The 17,377-nt window shown below is 68.7% G+C and carries 11 protein-coding genes; 3 read left to right on the forward strand and 8 right to left on the reverse strand.

What is annotated here, in order from left to right; translation table 11 throughout:
* The first annotated feature begins 140 nt into the window (after positions 1 to 140).
* The 3 genes from AC07NB_RS13705 to AC07NB_RS13715 all read left to right on the forward strand — a co-directional run bounded on the left by AC07NB_RS13705 (position 141) and on the right by AC07NB_RS13715 (position 3,275).
* The gene (locus AC07NB_RS13705) at positions 141 to 1,625 is read left to right on the forward strand and encodes a replicative DNA helicase (RefSeq protein WP_494571951.1); all 1,485 of its coding nucleotides are present in this window, start codon (positions 141 to 143) and stop codon (positions 1,623 to 1,625) included.
* 130 nt (positions 1,626 to 1,755) lie between these two features.
* Positions 1,756 to 2,886: a hypothetical protein gene (locus AC07NB_RS13710; protein WP_494571952.1), complete on the forward strand. Its 1,131-nt coding sequence runs from the start codon at positions 1,756 to 1,758 to the stop codon at positions 2,884 to 2,886.
* The gene (locus AC07NB_RS13715) at positions 2,883 to 3,275 is read left to right on the forward strand and encodes a hypothetical protein (RefSeq protein WP_494571953.1); all 393 of its coding nucleotides are present in this window, start codon (positions 2,883 to 2,885) and stop codon (positions 3,273 to 3,275) included. Before AC07NB_RS13710 ends, AC07NB_RS13715 begins: the two co-directional genes overlap by 4 nt.
* Here the strand turns inward: AC07NB_RS13715 and AC07NB_RS13720 are convergent, their stop codons facing one another.
* The 8 genes from AC07NB_RS13720 to AC07NB_RS13755 all read right to left on the reverse strand — a co-directional run bounded on the left by AC07NB_RS13720 (position 3,276) and on the right by AC07NB_RS13755 (position 17,349).
* Entirely contained in the window at positions 3,276 to 6,488 is a 3,213-nt protein-coding gene (locus AC07NB_RS13720; protein ID WP_494571954.1) for a discoidin domain-containing protein, read from the reverse strand. It lies immediately after the preceding gene.
* Between the two features lie 155 nt (positions 6,489 to 6,643).
* Positions 6,644 to 7,459: a carbohydrate ABC transporter permease gene (locus AC07NB_RS13725; protein WP_494571955.1), complete on the reverse strand. Its 816-nt coding sequence runs from the start codon at positions 7,457 to 7,459 to the stop codon at positions 6,644 to 6,646.
* The gene (locus tag AC07NB_RS13730; RefSeq protein WP_492312831.1) at positions 7,456 to 8,382 is read right to left on the reverse strand and encodes a carbohydrate ABC transporter permease; all 927 of its coding nucleotides are present in this window, start codon (positions 8,380 to 8,382) and stop codon (positions 7,456 to 7,458) included. The genes AC07NB_RS13725 and AC07NB_RS13730 overlap by 4 nt, the downstream gene beginning before the upstream one ends.
* Positions 8,379 to 9,653 carry a sugar ABC transporter substrate-binding protein gene (locus tag AC07NB_RS13735; RefSeq protein WP_494571956.1) on the reverse strand — a complete coding sequence of 425 codons (1,275 nt, stop codon included), beginning with the start codon at positions 9,651 to 9,653 and terminating at the stop codon, positions 8,379 to 8,381. The genes AC07NB_RS13730 and AC07NB_RS13735 overlap by 4 nt, the downstream gene beginning before the upstream one ends.
* Positions 9,650 to 11,086: a glucoamylase family protein gene (locus AC07NB_RS13740; RefSeq protein WP_494571957.1), complete on the reverse strand. Its 1,437-nt coding sequence runs from the start codon at positions 11,084 to 11,086 to the stop codon at positions 9,650 to 9,652. Before AC07NB_RS13740 ends, AC07NB_RS13735 begins: the two co-directional genes overlap by 4 nt.
* A 91-nt stretch (positions 11,087 to 11,177) precedes the next feature.
* The gene (locus tag AC07NB_RS13745) at positions 11,178 to 14,228 is read right to left on the reverse strand and encodes a TonB-dependent receptor (RefSeq protein ID WP_494571958.1); all 3,051 of its coding nucleotides are present in this window, start codon (positions 14,226 to 14,228) and stop codon (positions 11,178 to 11,180) included.
* A complete protein-coding gene (locus tag AC07NB_RS13750) occupies positions 14,228 to 15,289 on the reverse strand; it encodes a LacI family DNA-binding transcriptional regulator (RefSeq protein WP_291836216.1) in 1,062 nt (353 codons plus the stop codon). Before AC07NB_RS13750 ends, AC07NB_RS13745 begins: the two co-directional genes overlap by 1 nt.
* A gap of 566 nt (positions 15,290 to 15,855) precedes the next feature.
* Complete coding sequence (locus tag AC07NB_RS13755; RefSeq protein WP_494571959.1) at positions 15,856 to 17,349, reverse strand: carboxylesterase/lipase family protein; 1,494 nt, start codon at positions 17,347 to 17,349, stop codon at positions 15,856 to 15,858.
* Between the last annotated feature and the right edge of the window lie 28 nt (positions 17,350 to 17,377).

Below are 17,377 nucleotides of genomic sequence, written 5' to 3' on the forward strand. Positions count from 1 at the left end.
CACCTCAACCGATCAGGCTCCAAGCCGTTAACTGATCCGGTTACGGAATTCCGGACTGCCCACAGCGCCCCGGAATTTGTCCCCCGCCAAGGGTACGTCCAAGCATGACGCATCGCCCTGGTAAGGGCATGAGCATGACGATGAACGCCTTCGCTCCCGCCGCCTTTCCGTCCATGGATCACGGCTCCATCACCGCCCTGCCGCACAACCTTGAGGCGGAGCAGGCGCTGCTCGGCTCCCTGATGTTCGACAACGGGGTGTTCGAGCGGCTGAGCGACCGGCTGCGCGGCAGCCATTTCTACGAGCCCTTCCACCAGCGGCTCTACGAGGCGATCGAGGACCACATCCGTCAGGGCATGCTGGCCGAGCCCACCATCCTGATGGAGCGGTTCAAGCAGGACCCGGCCTTCCAGGAGTTCGGCGGCCTGCGCTACCTGGCCGATCTGGTCGACCGCGCCCCGCCCGGCGCCAACGCCCCCGACTACGCCCGCGTGGTCTACGACCTGGCCCTGCGCCGCGACCTGATCCGCATCGGCGGCGAGATCATCAAGGAGGCGCCCAACCCCGAGACGCCCGCCGACGAGCAGATCGAACAGGCCGAACAGACCCTCTATTCGCTGGCCGAGACGGGCAAGCCGTCCTCCGGCTTCGTCAGCTTCTCCCACGCCCTGTCCGGCGCCGTGCAGATGGCCGCCGAGGCCTATCAGCGCGACGGCAAGCTGGCCGGTCTGGCGACCCACCTGGACGACCTGGACTCCAAGCTGGGCGGGCTGCACCCGTCCGATCTGCTGATCCTCGCGGGCCGTCCGTCGATGGGCAAGACGGCGCTGGCCACCAACATCGCCTTCAACGTGGCGCGCTCGTATCGCTGGGAGCCGACGCCCGAGGGCCGCAAGACGGTCAACGGCGGGGTGGTCGCCTTCTACTCGCTGGAAATGAGCGCCGAGCAGCTGGCCATGCGTATCCTCGCCGACGCCTCGGGCGTGTCGTCCGACAAGCTGCGCAAGGGCGAGATCGACGCCTCGGACTTCGGCAAGATCCGCGACGCGGCGGTCGAGATCGGCGAGAGCCCGCTCTACATCGACGCCACCGGCGGCCTGTCCATCTCCAAGCTGGCCGCCCGCGCGCGGCGGCTGAAGCGGATGGAGCACGGGCTGGACCTGATCATCGTCGACTACCTGCAGCTCATCACCACCGGCGAGAACAGCCAGAAGAACCGGGTGCAGGAAGTGTCCGAGATCACCGGCGGTCTGAAGGCCCTGGCCAAGGAATTGTCGGTGCCGATCATCGCCCTGTCGCAGCTGTCGCGTCAGGTCGAGCAGCGCGAGGACAAGCGGCCCCAGCTGTCCGACCTGCGGGAATCGGGCTCGATCGAGCAGGACGCCGACTGCGTGATGTTCGTATACCGCGAAAGCTACTACTTGGGCCGGGCCGAGCCCAAGGAGGGCACCGAGGAACACCTGCAGTGGCAGCAGGACATGGACCGGCTGGAGCACCAGGCCGAGGTCGTCATCGGCAAGCAGCGCCACGGCCCCATCGGCATCGTCAAGCTGAGCTTCGACGCCGACACCACCAAGTTCGGCAACCTGGCCCACGGCCAGGGCTACAGCAGCAACTACGAGTGATCGGGCGGACGCGGTTGCCATAGGGATCGTGGGGAGCGCGTCCGCACGCCGCACGCGCCGCGGTTGACTCACTCCCGCCCGAAGATAGGCTAACCCGCGTGTCGTCTGGGGAGACGACTTGGGGGGTATCATGCGAAATCTTGTCGTCAGCGCGCTTGTCGCGTCGTCTCTGGCCGCCTGCGCGACAGCGCCGGTGCCGAACATGCGTCCGCTGAACGCGGAGCAGGCCGCGGCGATGGGGCCGACCCCCATCGTGGTGGTCGAGGACAACCACGGCGTCGCCAAGACCTGGTTCGCCCAGGACAGCTCCGCCGCCGGCGCAGGCTACGGCCTGATCGGCGCCCTGGTCACCGCGACCATGGATGCGATCATGAACTCCTTCCCGGCCCGGCGCGCCGGCAAGGTCTCCGACGAGATCGCCGAGGTCATGCCGGTTGATGAGATCAACGCCTCGCTGGCCGAGCAATTCCGCCGGCAGATGGCCGCGGCGTCGGGCGGGACCGGCGTCGTCTTCTCGGAGGTGAGCACCGTCCAGAAGCTCACCGCGCCCGAGCCGCTCAACGACACGGTCGAGATCGACGCCGACTACCGCCTGTCCGAGGACGCCAGCACGCTGCAGGTGATCGTGACGATCAGCTATCTGAATCCGGCGATCCCGTATGTGACCCCCTATACCTTCGAAGGGTCGCCGCCGAAGTCCGAACTGTCGGGCCCGACCTATCGGAACACCTTCACCTACAACTCGCGCCAGCTGCCGATCCCGGTCCTGACGCCGGACCTGCGCGAGCGTCTGATCGCCTCCATCCACGAGAGCGCCCGCGACGAGAACGGCGCCATGCCGGTGGAAGGCACCGACGCCTTCAAGGCCATGAACAAGGAGCTGGAGCAGGCCCGCGACGACGAGCTGACCAAGGGGGAGATCGGCATCTTCCTGGCCCGCGAATGGATCAAGGACAACGGCGCCCTGCTGCGCGCCGAGATCGAGAACGCGCACGTCTTCATCGCCCGCTATACGCTGCTGGACCTGAACCGGACGGCGGTGCCCAGCCTGATCGGCCAGGATGAACTGGTCGAGACCCTGCCCGACGGCCGCACCGTGCGCCGCATCGGCGCCGGGACCATCACCGGCTCCTATGTCTCGTCGCCGGCGGAGGTCGTGGGCTTCACCACCTACGGCAACACCATGAGCATCGCGCGCGTGCACCAGGACCGCATGACCGCGATCCGCGAGGCCGCCCGCCCGTCGCGCCGCTCGCGATGAGCCGCGTCGCCCGGACGGCGGCCCTCATCACCCTGGCGGGCCTGGGCGCCGGCGGGTGCATGACCGATCATGGCTACGTCATGATCGGCGGCCCCGAGAAGGCCTATTACGGCTATCTGGACACCCCGACGGCGGACGGCGGCCATACCGTCCGCGTCATCCGGCCCGATCCCGACACCGCCATGGCCTACTGGGAACGGCGGGCGCAGGAGCTGTGCGGCGGCAAGGTGAAGCGCAAGATCATCCACACCGCGGTGCGCCCGACGGTGCTGTACGAGCACTACGGCGGCCGGCCCGGCGACTTCAACGTCGAGGGGATGGTCTACTGCGAGGGCGAGGCCGCTCCGGCTGCCGAGCCCGTCGTCGAGGCCCCGCCCGCCGCCTCCTGATCAGCGCAGCTCCACCCGGCGCGCGCCGGCGGGGATCTTCAGCTCCCCGTCGGCGAAGGCCGCCGCGCGGCCGTCGATCCGCACGGCGGCTGGCGGCGTCTGGCCCTTCGGCCACGGGATGACGAACCCGCCCGGCGGCGTCACGCCCGGCTCCAGCGTCAGCACAAAGCCGCGTCCGTCCCGGCGCAGACGATAGGTCAGCGCCCCGTAGGGGGTGCGGACCGCGCGAACCCCGACGCCCTCGCCCTCCAGCCAGGCGGTCGGCACGCCGGCGGCCAGCACCAGGGCGTGGTCGCTGTCGCGCTCATAGACCAGCAGGTCCAGGGCCGAGCGGATGTAGTCCGAGCTGATCCAGGCGTGCGGCATGTCGCCGATGAAGCGCGGCTCGCGTTCGTCGCGGCCCACCACCTCGGCCCAGCCGTTCCAGGCCCGGGGACGCATGTCGGCGAAGTAGAAGTCCAGCGCCCGCAGCGCCTCATCCCGTCGTCCCAGACGCACCATGGCCCCGACATTGCGCAGTTCGTAGGGCGTGTAGTCCTTCCACCCCTGGCGGTTCTCCTGCCGGGCGGTGAAGTTCTCCCACCACTTGTCGAAGGTGCCGGTCAGCAGGTCCTGCGGCAGGTCGTCGACCAACCCGCCCGGCGACAGGGCGATGGTGGTGGAGGTGGCGTCGAAATCGCCCCGGTCGGCGGCGCCGGCGATCCAGTCGATGCCGTGCGCCCGCGCCGTCGCGGTGATCGAGGCCATGATGTCGGCCTTGAACTGGGCCTCCGAGGCCCGGAAGCGGGCGGCGGCCTCCGCGTCCCCCAGGGTCTCGGCGATGAAGACCGCGTCGCCGTAGCCGCGCAGCCCCCAGAAGTCGTCCCAATAGCTGTAGGCCGGACGGTCCGAATAGCCCTCGTGGCTGATGGTCGGGGGCAGCAGGCCGTAGAGGTGGCGCTTGTCCGCCGCCTCGAACTCGGCGGTGCGGGTCGAGGCGCGCAGCTCGTCCATGTAGCGGATGGCGCCCTGCACCTGCGGCCAGACCGAGCGCAGCAGCGCCGCGTCGCCGGTGTAGCGATAGGCCTCGGCGGCCAGGAAGACGAACTCGCCATGGCTGTCGTTCTCGGGCACCGGATCGGCGCCCCGGCTGTCGGCGCAGCACGGCACCTTGCCGTTGTCGAACACCAGCGGCGCGAACCAGCGCAGATAGTCGGCCGACAGGTCCGCGTGGCCCAGCCGGTTCAGCCCCTCGGCCATCATGGCCCCGTCGCGGATCCAGCTGCGGTTATAGCTGCGCGTCCCCGGCTGCAGGATCGGCCCCTGCCGCGACATCAGCATATGGGCCAGCGAGGCCTTCATCACCGCCTCCACCGGCCCGGCGGCCGGCGGCAGGGTGATGTCGAACCGGTCCAGCTTTTCGCGCCATTGGGCGGCGGTCTCGGCCTGCCGCGCCGAGAAGAAGGCGGCGGGGTCGTCCGCGCCTTGGGTGTCGTAGGCATACAGATGGCTTCTGGTCAGCGGCGACATGAAGCCGAAGGTTCGCGTCTCGCCCGGCGCCAGCGTCACCTCATAGACGAATGCGCCGGAGGCCAGGCCGGTAGGGTCCACCACGGTCCGGCCACTGGTGCGGCCCGAGGCCAGAAGACTCTGCGGGTCCGATCCCGCGTCGAAGGTCGAGGCGACATAGCGATCCGGCGCGACGATGGGCCGGACGGCGGCGCCGCCGACCAGCGGCAAGACGCCGTGCGTCTGCCAGGTCATGCCTTCGATAGGGGCCACGCCGCCGGGCGTGGTCAGGAACTGGCTCGGCCCGTTGACCTGGAACGGGCGCGCGGCCAGCGCCAGCGTCAGGGTGCGCGGGCGATCCGAGATGTTGGTCAGGTCATAGCGGCCATAGATCGACGGCGGACGCCGCCCGCCCTCCGCGAAGGCTGTGGTCTTGAGGGTCCAGCCGTCGCCTTCCCACGTCACGGAGGGGATCGGCAGGTCGCCGCCCGCGAGGCTCTGGGTGATGTTCACATCGGCCCAGGTCACCAGCCGACCGTTGTCGAGCACGAACGGCTCGACGGTCTGCCCACCCCTGCGCAGCTCAATCGCGCCGTCCTCGCCCATCAGGCCGCTCTCGCCGCCGCCGTCGACGCCGACCAGGGTCCAGTAGGGCTGCTCGCCCGCGAAGCCGCGCGGATAGAGGCCGCGGCGGCTCTCCCCGGCCACGGCCAGCATGAAGGTCGTCGGGGTCTCGCCGAACGACAGCGGCTCGATCTCGAGGCTGTTCAGCGCATAGGCGTCGGCCGCCGCCTGGCCCAGGCGCTGCCCCGCGCCCGCCTGACCGACGACGCCGCTCTCGTCGCGGGGCGCCTCCAGGTCGAGGCGCAGCCAGCGGGCCGAGGCCTCGGGCGTGCGCAGCCAGTCGACGCCGCCGTCACCGCCGTTCACCGCCGCCAGCTCGCGCCAGTCGCGCCCGTCCGACGACGCCATCAGCCGATAGCGCGACGCCGCCATCCGCTCGGCCCAGCGCAGGGTCAGTCCCCCGAACTCCCGTTCATAGCCGAGGTCCAGGGTCAGGCTCTGCGCCCCCGCCCCCGTGGTGCGCCAGAAGGTCAGCGGATCGTCATCGACCGCGCGGGCGGCCAGGTTGACGCCGTCCTCGCTGGACGCGCTCACCACCGGACGCGGGGCGACCGACGGCTCGGGCGGCAGGTCGCGCAGCTCCAGCTGGTCGATCTCCAGCCAGCCTTTTCCGCCCTGCCCCGCCGTGACCACGAACTCGATCCGCGCGGCGCCGCGGAAGGTGCGGTCGGGGTTCGGCCCCCAGGCCCAGATGATCTGGCGCTTCTTGATCGTGTAGCGGGTCCAGCCGTTCGCGGCCTGGAAGGCCCGCACCTGGCGCCAGTGGACGTTCTCGCCCGAGGCGTCGGTGAATTTGATCTCGAGCGTATTGGGCAGCATCTCGCCGCGCGCCCAGAAGCTGATCTCGTAGTTGTCGGGGATCGCCAGATCGAGCGTCCGCGCCGCGAAGGCGTAGCCGGACCGGCCGTTGAAGTCGTAGTCCAGCCGCATCGCCCGGCCGTCGTGGCCGTCGACGGCCGAGATCGCCGAGGACACGTCGGTGGAGGCGTCAGCCTTCCACGGGGTCAGGGTCTCGAACGTGTCGAGCGCGCGGGGGGTCTGGGCGTGAGCCGGGAGCGCGAGGGCCAGGGCGAAGGCGGCGGCGATGAGAAACGGGCGCATACAAACTCTCCGCTCATCCCGGCGAAAGCCGGGACCCAGTCCTGTCCAGCGTGACGCCGGCGTTCAGGGGATCAGCGACGGTGTGATCCCGGTTCCGCTCCTTCGCCCAAAAATACTGGGTCCCGGCTCTCACCGGGATGAGCGGACGATTTGGTTCAGCCTTTCACGCTGCCCGCGAGCATGCCGCGGATGTAGTAGCGTTGCAGGGCGAGGAAGAGGATCAGCACCGGGGCGACGGTGATGACGGCGCTGGCCATCATCAGCTCGACGTCCTGCACATGCTCGCGCGACAGCGCCGCCAGCGCCACCGGCAGGGTGTAGTTGGACTGGTCCGTCAGGATGATCAGCGGCCACAGGAAGTCGTTCCAGCTGCCCAGGAAGACGAACAGCGCCAGGGTCACCACGATCGGCTGCAGCGTAGGCAGCACCACCCGGCGGAAGATCTGCCCCTCGCTGGCCCCGTCGATGCGGGCGGCCTCCAGCATCTCGTCGGGAATGCTGAGCGCGTACTGGCGCACCAGGAACAGGCCGAAGATCGAGGCGAGCCACGGCACCAGCGCCCCGGCGTAGGTGTTCACCAGCCCCATCGACTTCAGCATCAGGAACAGCGGCAGGGTGCCGATCTGGGCCGGCACCACCAGCGCCCCGACCAGGATCTGGAAGATCCGCTCCCGTCCCCGGAACCGCAGCTTGGCGAAGGCGTAGCCGGCCGGCACTGTGAACAGGAGGGCCAGCACGGTGCCCAGCGTCGCCAGGGCGAAGCTGTTCCACAGATAGCGGCCCATGCCCTGGCTCACGAACAGGTCGCGATAGTGCTCCAGCGTCCAGACCTTGGGCAGCAGCGGCGGCGGGAAGGCCGAGGCTTCGCCGGTCGACATGAAGCTGACCGACAGCATCCAGGCCAGCGGGAACAGCACCAGCAGGGCGATCGCGGCGACGGCGACATTGAGCAGGATCGGGCGCAGCTTCATTCGTACGCCCCCACCCGCCTGGCCACCGCCAGCTGCACCAGGGTCACCGCCAGGATGCAGAGGAACAGGACGAAGGCCACGGCGCTGGCGGAGCCCAGGTTCCACCATTTGAAGCCCTCTTCGTACATGAAGTAGAGCACCGTCACGGTCGATTGGGCGGGCCCGCCCTGGGTCATCACATAGGGTTCGGCGAACAGCTGGAAGAAGCCCGCCACCGAGATGATCGAGACCAGCAGCAGGGTCGGGGCGATGGCCGGCAGGGTCACATGCCGGAACTGCTTCCACGGCCCGGCCCCGTCGATGCGCGCGGCCTCATACAGGTCGTCGGGTACGGTCTGGAGAACCGCCAGGAAGATCAGCATGTTGTAGCCGAAAATCTTCCACACCACGAACATCAGGATGGCCGGGATGGAGGTCGATGGATCGCCCAGCCAGTCCACCGGCTGAAGGCCCACGCTGGAGATGGCCCAGTTGATGACGCCGTAACGGGTGTGCAGCAGGTAGTTCCACAGCACCGCCGTGGCGACCAGGGTGGTCACATAGGGGGCGAAGAACATCACCCGCCACAGCGGCCGCCACTTCACCACCCGCGCGTTCAGGATCACGGCGGCGCCCAGCGAGGTGGCGATGGACAGCGGCACGCCCAGCACGGCGAACAGGCCAGTGTTCTTCATCGCGCCCCAGAACAGCGGATTGGTGAACAGCCGCTCGTAGTTCTGCAGGCCGACAAAGCGCATGTTGCCGATGTCGGCCAGCGCATAGATGTCGAAATCGGTCAGGCTGAGCAGCAGGGCCGCGAACACCGGAATGGCGAAGAAGACGCCGATGGCGATCAGCGCCGGGGCGACGAAGCCCCAGGCCGCGCGCTCGCGCTTGCGGGTCATGGGCGCGCCGCCCGCGTGCGGTACGGGCTGGGCGGTCATTCGGCCCTCCCCTGTTCGATCATCCAGCGGCGTTTCTCCAGCAGCCGGTCGGCGCGGCGGTCGATCTCGGCCGCGGCGGTCGCGGGCGTGTATTCGCCGCGCACCATGCGTTCGGCCACGATCTGCATCTCGGTCACGATCCGCTCCCACTCCGGCACCTTGGGCACCGCCTTCGCCCGCGACAGCTGGCCCTTGAAGGCGGCGATGTAGGGATCATTCGCCACCGTCGGCGCGGCCCAGGCGCTTTCGCGGGCCGGCAGGTTGCCGGTGATGCCGTTGAAGATCGCCTGCACGCGCGGCTCGGACAGGTAGCGGACCAGCTTCCACGCCGCCTCCTGATGCGGCGACGAGCGGTAGACGACCAGCGACGACCCGCCGGGCGCCGAGGCCCCCGGCCCAGTCGGCCCCGGCACGCCCGAAGTCATCCAGCGGGTGCCCGGCGCCAGCCGCGTCTTGAAGTCGCCGATGGTCCACGGGCCGGAGAAGTAGAAGCTGAACCAGCCGCGCTCGAACTCGGTCCAGACGTTGGAGATCTGCGCCGCCGAGGCCAGCGGGGCCAGCTTCTCGTCGAACAGGCTCTTGTAGAAGGCCAGGGCCGCGATGAAGGACGGGTTGGCGAAATTGCCGCGCGTGTCCCGGTCGCGCAGCAGGGCCTCGTCGCCCTGCAGGCCGAAGGTGAGCAGCTGCTCGAACTCGTTGACCGGCAGCAGCACGGCGTACTTGTCCGGCCCGACCACGCGCTTGACCGCGTGCATCGACTGTTTCCACTCGGCCCAGGTCTGGGGCACGGCGTCATAGCCGGCGCGCTCGAGAATGTCGGAGCGGTAGAAGATCAGCCGCGTGTCCACATACCAGGGCGTCGCCATCGGGCGGCCGTTGATGCGGTTGGTGTCCAGCACCGCCGGGAACTGGTCGGTCAGCAGGTCGGCGGCGAAGTCCGGCGTCGGGCTGATCGCGCCGATGGCGGTCATCTCGGACACCCAGGTGTTGCCCACCTGGCTGACGTCCGGCAGCGAGGCGCCGGCATAGGCGGTCAGCAGCTTGGAGTGGGCCGCCGTCCACGGCAGGGCCTGGACCTCGACCCGGATGCCGGGGTTCAGCCGCTCGAACTCCGGCAGGATCTGGCCGACGTTGGTCGCCTCATTGCCCATGGCCCAGAAGCGCAGGTGGATCCGGCCGTCATTGCGAGGGCCGCAGGCCGTCAGGCCGGACGCGGCCGCCCCGGCCAGAAGGCCGAGCGCCGTCCGCCGATCCGGCCGGGTCAGGCTCATGCGTCCAGCCAGCCGCCGGTGAAGCCGGCCTTCTGCAGGCCGCGCGTCAGGTTGGGCTCGCCGCGCATATGCTTCCACACCAGGTCCGAACGATGGTTCTCGATCTGGATGACGATGGGGCCCTGGTCGATGCCCAGGTAGTCGTCGGCGACCCAGCCGATGCCCGGCAGGATCTTGCCGTGGCGCAGTTCGGATCCGCTCTCGGTCAGGGTCGGGTTGAACGAGTCCAGGAAGCCGTAGCGGGTGTAGATTCCCGCGCCGTAGCGGGCCTTCATCGCCTTCAGGCAGGCGGTGACGTGGTCGGGCGCGAAGGGGATGGAGGCCATGGCCGCCGTCGGCGCGATCGTGCCGTCGTCACGCTCGCCCGGGCCGCGCGCCGAATAGCTGAAGAACTCGCGCTCCCGCCCGTCGATCACCTGGCGGAAGTCGCCCGGCCCGTCGCAGGCGGTCAGGCCCCAGACGTTCTCCGAATAGCCGGCCCAGCCCTGCGGGTTGTCGATGGCGTATTTGCGCTGGGCCTCGACCGCGCGGACGCTGTTCTGGAAATAGTCGAAGCCCGGCATCTCGGCCTGCTGCTGACGCAGCCACGGATCCTGGATGCCGCGGAAGTCGACGTACATGTGGCTGAACTCGTGCCCGAACAGGGGCGCGAAATGCAGGTGCTTGGGGCCCCAGCGGTCGGTCCAGCTGTGGTCGTAGACACTGCACCACTCATCCCAGACGGTGGTCGGCACGGGATGGGTCGAACTGCCGATGGCCAGCAGCAGGACCAGCATGCCCTCGTTGTAGACGTTCCAGTCGGCCGGGATGTAGCCGCTCTCCGGGTGCCAACCCATGGTGATGCGGTTCGGACGGACCACGGCCCAGTCCCACTCGACCCGGTCGTAGACGGCCTGGGCCAGACGCCGGATCTCGGCCTCGGCGGGGTGCTCCCCGTCGAACCAGCGGGCGGCGAACAGCATGCCCGCGACCAGGAAGGTGGTGTCGACCGTCGACAGCTCGGTGCGGCCGAAGCGGTGGCCGGTCTTCATGTCGAGGAAGTGGTAGAAGAAGCCCTTGTACCCGCCCACGCCGGCGGCCTCCGGCCCCTGCGGCAGGTCGTGGAAGAAGCGGATGGTGGTCAGGGTGCGCTCGCGCGCCTCCTCGCGGCTCATCCAGCCGCGTTCGACGCCGACGGGCCAGCAGGTCAGGGCGAAGCCCACGGCGGCGACGGAGCTGAAGGACGGCGTCGGCCAGCGGTCGGGCGTCAGGCCGGTCGAGCGGTCGGTGACGTGGACGAACCAGTCGAAGGTCCGGCGTTGCAGGTCATGGACGGCGGGATCGACGCGGGTCCGGATCGGCGAGACGGCAGGCTGAGCCATGGTCGTGCACCCCGCCGCCGCGAGGGCCGCGCCGGCGACGGCGGAGCCCATCAGAAACCGTCTGCGATCCATGGGGTCCATCCTTACTCGAAAATACACTCAGTCAAAAAATCGGCCGCCCCCGGGGTTGGCCCCAGGGGCGGCCGTCAGGCTCAGGAGACGATTACCAGCGGTAGCGCAGGCCGACCTGGAAGCTGCGCGTCGGCAGGAACTGGGCGGTCGGATTGCCGAACGTCGGGTTCAGAGCGGAATCCGGCGTGTTGTTGTTGATCCGGTAGGTCTGGTTGAAGCTGCTGAAGTTCTTGAAATCCAGAACGTTGATCGCGTCGAAGGTCAGTTCGACGAAGTCGCCGTTCGGGAGTTCGATCTCCTTGGCGATCCGCAGATCGACCTGACGGTAGGCCCAGGCGTTCGGGATGATGAAGTCCTTCTTGTCCGGATAGGCCTCGAACCAGCCGGGCTTGGCCCCGCTGCCCGGGTTGAACTTCGTGAACGGCAGGCCCGAGCCCAGGGTGATCAGGGTCGACAGGCGGAAGTCGTACGGCAGCTGCACCGTGCCTGACATGACCAGGCGGTGACGCTCGGCGCCCGGCGAGTTGAACTCGGGGGTGTACGAGGTCCACGGATAGTCGAAGTCGAAGTTGCCGGTGCCCTGGTCGCGGCTGCCGTTCTGGGTGGCTTCCGTGAAGGTGTAGGCCAGGTTGAAGCCCCAGCCGCTGTCCCGGGTGAACGGCTTGTCGGCGGTGATGAAGATCGCCTGATAGTCGCGCTCACGGTCGTGGTTCGAGACGAAGACGCCGTCATTGAAGTTGAACGGCAGGCCGGTCACCGGATCGATCAGCGCCGACGGACGGACGGCCGCCGGAACCTGATTGTTCGTCGGGTCGATGTTGGCGCGGTACCAGCCGAACTCGTTCTTCGTCTTGGCCCAGGAGAAGGTCACGGCCGTCTGCCAGTCGCCGAACTTCTGGCGGACGCCGATGTTGAACTGGTCCGTCAGCGGCGGCGGGGCGTCGTCCTTGATCAGGAAGATTTCGCCGCGGCCGACCGTGCCCTGCAGCAGGGTGTCGAGACCCGCCGGGGTGGCGTAGATCGGGTTCCACGCCACGGTGTCCGTGCGGCCGCCATACGACCCGCCGGCCGGCGAGAAGTAGATGGTCTTGTTCAACTGGTAGGGCTTGAAACGCTCGTCGAAGGCGAAGTTGAACGCGATCCGGTCATAGTACCGGCCGGCGCCGCCGAAGATCACCGTACGCTCGTCGCCGAACACGTCGTAGCTGAAGCCGATGCGCGGCTGCCAGGCGTCCTTGAAGGCGTCGCGTTTGCCGTCCGAAATGTAGTCGTTGATGTCGAGGTAGGACGGGAAATCGAAGCCGGCGACGCCGTCGATGGCCGTCAGCAGGCGGCGGACCACGTCCGGCGTACGCCAGTCGTTGTTGACCGCGTTGTCCTCATAGTCCCAGCGCAGGCCGAGATTGACCTCGAGCTTGTCGGTGATCTGCCAGTCGTCCTGGATGTAGGCGCCGAAGACGTTGTTCTCGGCGTCGACCGGATCCACCGGCAGGTTCAGCGACACCTGGGTCGGGATAGTCCGCGTGCCGTTGACCTCAGGACGCGCATCGACGTCGTAGGTGAAGAACGGGTTCCGGTTGAACTGCTTGTAAACATACAGGGTCTGCATCGAGTACTTCACGCCCATCTTCAGGGTGTGAGTGCCCATCCAGTCGATGTCGCTGAACGTCAGGTCGTCACGGAAGGTCAGGACCTCCTGCGTCAGGTCCTGGTTGTTCGTTCCGCCGCCGTTGGTGAAGATCGTCGAGGCGATGGTGCCGTAGCCGAACTGGAAGCCCGGAAGGCCGCCGACGCCGGTGCTGGCGTCGCCGTACTCCACGAAGCGGGCGCCGCTCTGGTTGAAGTTCAGGGCCTGCGGATTGTACTGCGACTCCAGATAGTCGACCGAGACTTCGTTCAGGAAGCCGTCGCCCTGGAACTGGTGGCGCAGGTTCAGCGAGCGGTACTCGACGTTGATCGCCTGGGCGCGGGCGTAGGCGGTGGCGCCGTTGCCGAAGTCGCGGATGTCCTGCTCGGTCCGGTAGGTCGCGCTCAGGTCCAGGCGCTGGCGGTCGTCGATCGACCACGACAGCTTGCCGAAGAACAGATCCTGTTCGAACGGCGCCTCGAAGGTGCCCAGCTCGCTCGCGAACAGCGGGTTGTATTCCGTGCGGTTCAGGAAGACCGAACGCTCGCGCGTCTCGTCCTTGCGCTCGTAGGTGAAGAAGAAGTGCAGCTTGTCTTCGATGATCGGACCGCCGATCGAACCACCGTACTGCATGCGATCCAGGCGCGGGCGAGCGCTGCTGCTCGGCAGGAACACGTTCCGCCCGACCCAGTTCGACGGCTGGTAGGTGACGAAGAAGTCACCGGCGAACTCGTTGGTGCCCGAACGGGTCACCGAGGTGATGATCGCCGACGAGGCCTGCTCATACTCGGCCTTGAAGTTCTGGGTCAGGACCCGGAACTCCTGCACGGCGGCCTGCGGGAACGGGTTGCCGCGGCTGTCGTCCTGGCCGGCGATGCCGCCGTCGTTGATCAGCGACTTCTGGTTCTGGCCGTCGATGAAGACGTTGACCGCCATCGACGGCTGGCCGCCGGCCGAGATGGTGCGCTCGGTGTCGCCTTCCTGCACGCGCACGCCCGGAGCCAGGGCGGCGAAGTTCAGGAAGTTGCGGCTGATCTGCGGCAGGTCGTTGATCTGCTGCTGGCTGACGTTGGTGGCCACTTCCGAGGTGCGGACCTCGAAGATGCGGCGGCCGGTCACGACGACGTCGCCCAGCTCGGTCGCGCCGGCGTCCGTGGAACCGGTTACAACAGGGGCCACATCGAGGTCCAGGGTGGCGACCTGACCCAGAACGATCGTGACTGTGTCCTCGGCCGTTTGGCCGTCGGCGGTGGTCACGAGGACGCGGTAGGTGCCCGGACGCAGGCCCGGCAGGACGTAGCCGCCGTCAGCGGCGATCCGGCCGCGGCTGACGTAGCCGGTGGCGACTTCGGTCGCGACGACCGTGCCGCCCGTCTCGGCGCTGGGCCCCTCATAGACGGTGCCGCGCAGCGTCGCGGTCGACACCTGCGCCGCGGCGCCCCCGGCCGCGGCCATCGAGATCGCCAGAGCGAGGACGGAGGCCGCCCCCAGATACTTTCCGGTCTTGCTCGTCATCAAAGTTTCTCCCCTTCAAGTGACATTGTCTGAACGTCGGTATGCGCCGCACCGGACAGCCCGGGCGGCGGCGTCAACGGATTACTGGAAGCCCTCACCACCAGCTCCGGGCGCACAACCTCGCAGGCGGTGTCGGCGGCGGATCCGATGAGTCTCACGAGCCGTTCGAGCGCATTGCGGCCCGTCTCGGCGATGTTGATCTTCAGCGTGGTCAGGGCGGGGCGGACCAGCCCGGCCAGCGGAATGTCGTCGAACCCGACCATGGCCACGTCCTCGGGCACGCGCAGCCCGGCGTCCTGGAAGGCCAGCAGCGCCCCGACCGCCATGTTGTCGTTGGCGGCGAAGACGGCGTCGGGGCGATCCGCCCGCGCGGCCAGCTTCTCGCCCGCTTCCTGGCCCGAGGCCTTGGTGAAGGCCCCGTCCACGACCATCGTCGGCAGGCCCGCGGCGGCCATGGCTTCGAGATAGCCCGCCATCCGGGCCTCGGCCTCGAGGTTGCCGGCGGGACCGGCGATATGGGCGATCCGGCGACGCCCCAGGGCCACCAGATGCTCGACCGCGGCGACGGCGCCGCCGTGATTGTCGATGATGATCGAAGGACGGCCTGTGTCCACGCCCCCGCCGTTCATCAGCAGCACCGGCATGCGCCCCGCCAGGCCCGAGGCCAGGTTGGCGGCGCCCAGATGGGGCGACAGGACGATCAGGCCGTCGACCCGGCCGCGCATCGAGCGGATGGCCGAGGACGCCTCGTCGGCGTCATCGTGCGAGGACGAAACGATGAGGTGGTAGCCCAGGGCCCGGGCCGCGACGTCCATGCCGCGGATCAGCTCCGAGAAGAATTCGCCGTACAGGTCGGGAAGGATCACGCCGACGGTGTTGGTCCGGCTGGTCGACAGGCTGCGGGCGCCCGAGTGCGGCACGTACTCCAGGGCCTCGACCGCTGCCAGCACCCGCTGGCGGGTCGCCTCGGTCACCGGGCCGGCGCCGTTCAGGACGCGCGAAACCGATGCGACGGACACGTCCGCGCGTTCGGCGACGTCGCGAATGGTGGCCGGCTTCAAGCCCGACCGCCCGCGCCGTCAGGCTGCGTCATCGAATGGAACAAGGTGGATCTCCCAGACCGGTCGCAGGTTCCAGCCCGCTTCCCGCGGGTCCGTCCGTTTACCGTGTAACCGATTACATGACACAGGAGTCATGCGGCCCGCAAGGCCCCGATTTGGCCACATCCGGGTTGTGGCCAGGGGGTCACAGACGAACCTGACGGGCCCGTCCGGCGCCTATTCCTCCGAACCCGGCCGTTTGAAGTCGCGCATCAAAGACCTCAGATTTTGAAGCCGAACCATTGATTTTAGTCGTCTTTTTATAGGGCTTGGCGACAGCGACCTATCAGGTCGTGACCTCTTCGATGGCCGGCGACGCGGAGGGAATCCACCGGGACAGATTCAGCCACACTCCGGGCATGAAGACGGCATGCGACCCCGGCGACAGGGCCCGCGACCACCACCTTCAGTGGCGCGAGGACCTCGACCTCATGACTCAGTTGAACCCGCCAAGCGCAGACCGCCAATGATTCGCAGCTGCGCCACGCGGCGTCCCTCCCCGCTTCGGAGGAGGGAAATCACATCAGTCAGCGCAGCCGCGCATAATAGGCCTCGATCAGGTTCAGCCGCTCGGCGAACGGGATCGGCTTGGCTGCAGGTCCGTCGTTGGTGAACTCCAGCAGTTGCTCGGGCTGCGCCCCGAACTCGGGCCAGTGCGGGCGCTCGCCGCCGTTCGGATCGCCGACCGTGGCGAACCGGGTCCAGTAGTCGGCCATGGCGGTGGCGGCGCGGGCGTCCCGCTCGCCCAACGGCCGCCCGACGGTGTGCAGGTTGTCGAAGACATAGGGGCGCTCGGACGCATGGGTCGCCCCGCCGCTGGGTTCAGGATTGGAGTCCGGCACCACGTCGAAGCGGTACAGGTACATCGGATGCCCTGCCCGCGCGTGCAGCCGCGCCAGCTGCCGGGCGGGCTCGTTGAAGATCAGATCGCTGACCACGTGGGCGTCATAGCCCGCGGCGCCGCCATAGGCTTTCAGCAGCGCGTCGTGCTGGGCGTCCGTCAGGGCGTCGTCGATCCGTCCATAGGCGCCGGCGTCGGTCGGCCGGATCCACCAGAACTCGGCGCTGTTGGTTCCCAGCACCATCGGCACGGGCGCCTGCCGCCCGGCTTCGAAGGCCTCGACCACGTCCTCGGTCAGGACCTGGCCGTCGACGATCAGGTTGTCGCTGTAGAAGGCCGGCATGGGGCTGAGCAGCAGTTCGGGCGGCGCCGCCCGCAGGTCCGCTGCGGAGACGTCGATCGGCATTCCCGCGCCGCGCGCCCAGCGCACCCCGAGCGACTGCGCCGACGGGCGGCCGGGCCGGTCCAGCGCCAGCTCGGCGGACCGCTGGCGGCCCAGGCCGGACTGCACGACCGCCTTGTGGAACAGGCCGCGCGCGGCGGGCGCGATCATCAGCTGGGTCACCGCCACGGCGCCCGCCGACTCGCCGAAGACGGTCACATTGCCCGCATCGCCCCCGAAGGCGCCGATGTTGTCGCGCACCCACTCCAGGGCGGCGATCTGATCCATGACGCCGTAGTTGCCGGCGCGCTCGCCCGGCAGGCGGTCGGCGGCCAGCGCGGGGTGGTCGAAGAAGCCCAGCCGCCCGAGGCGGTAGTTGATCGTGACCACCACCGCGCCGCGCTCGGCCAGACGGGTCCCGTCATACAGGTCGGCGGTGCCCGAGCCGTTGTTGTACCCGCCGCCGTGGATCCAGACCATCACCGGCAGGGGACCGGTCCGCGCCCGGGGCGTCCAGACGTTCAGGGTCAGGCAGTCCTCGCTCATCGGCAGGGGGCCGACGCCCGGGTCGCCGTTGGGCGGCGGCTGGATGCAGATCGCCCCCACCTGCCCCGCATCCAGCGCATCGGTCCACGTCGGGGCCGGCTGGGGCGGACGCCAGCGCAGGGCCTCCACCGGCGGCGCGGCGTAGGGAATGGCCCTGAAGCTGTCGACGCCGTCGGTCTCCCGGCCGATCAGATTCCCCTGGGCGATCGCCACCGTCGGACGGGCCTGCGAAGCATCGGTGGGAGTCGCCATCAGGGCCGCCGCCGCGAAAAGTGAAGCT

It is taken from the genome of Brevundimonas sp. GW821-FHT09G01 (assembly GCF_059416065.1).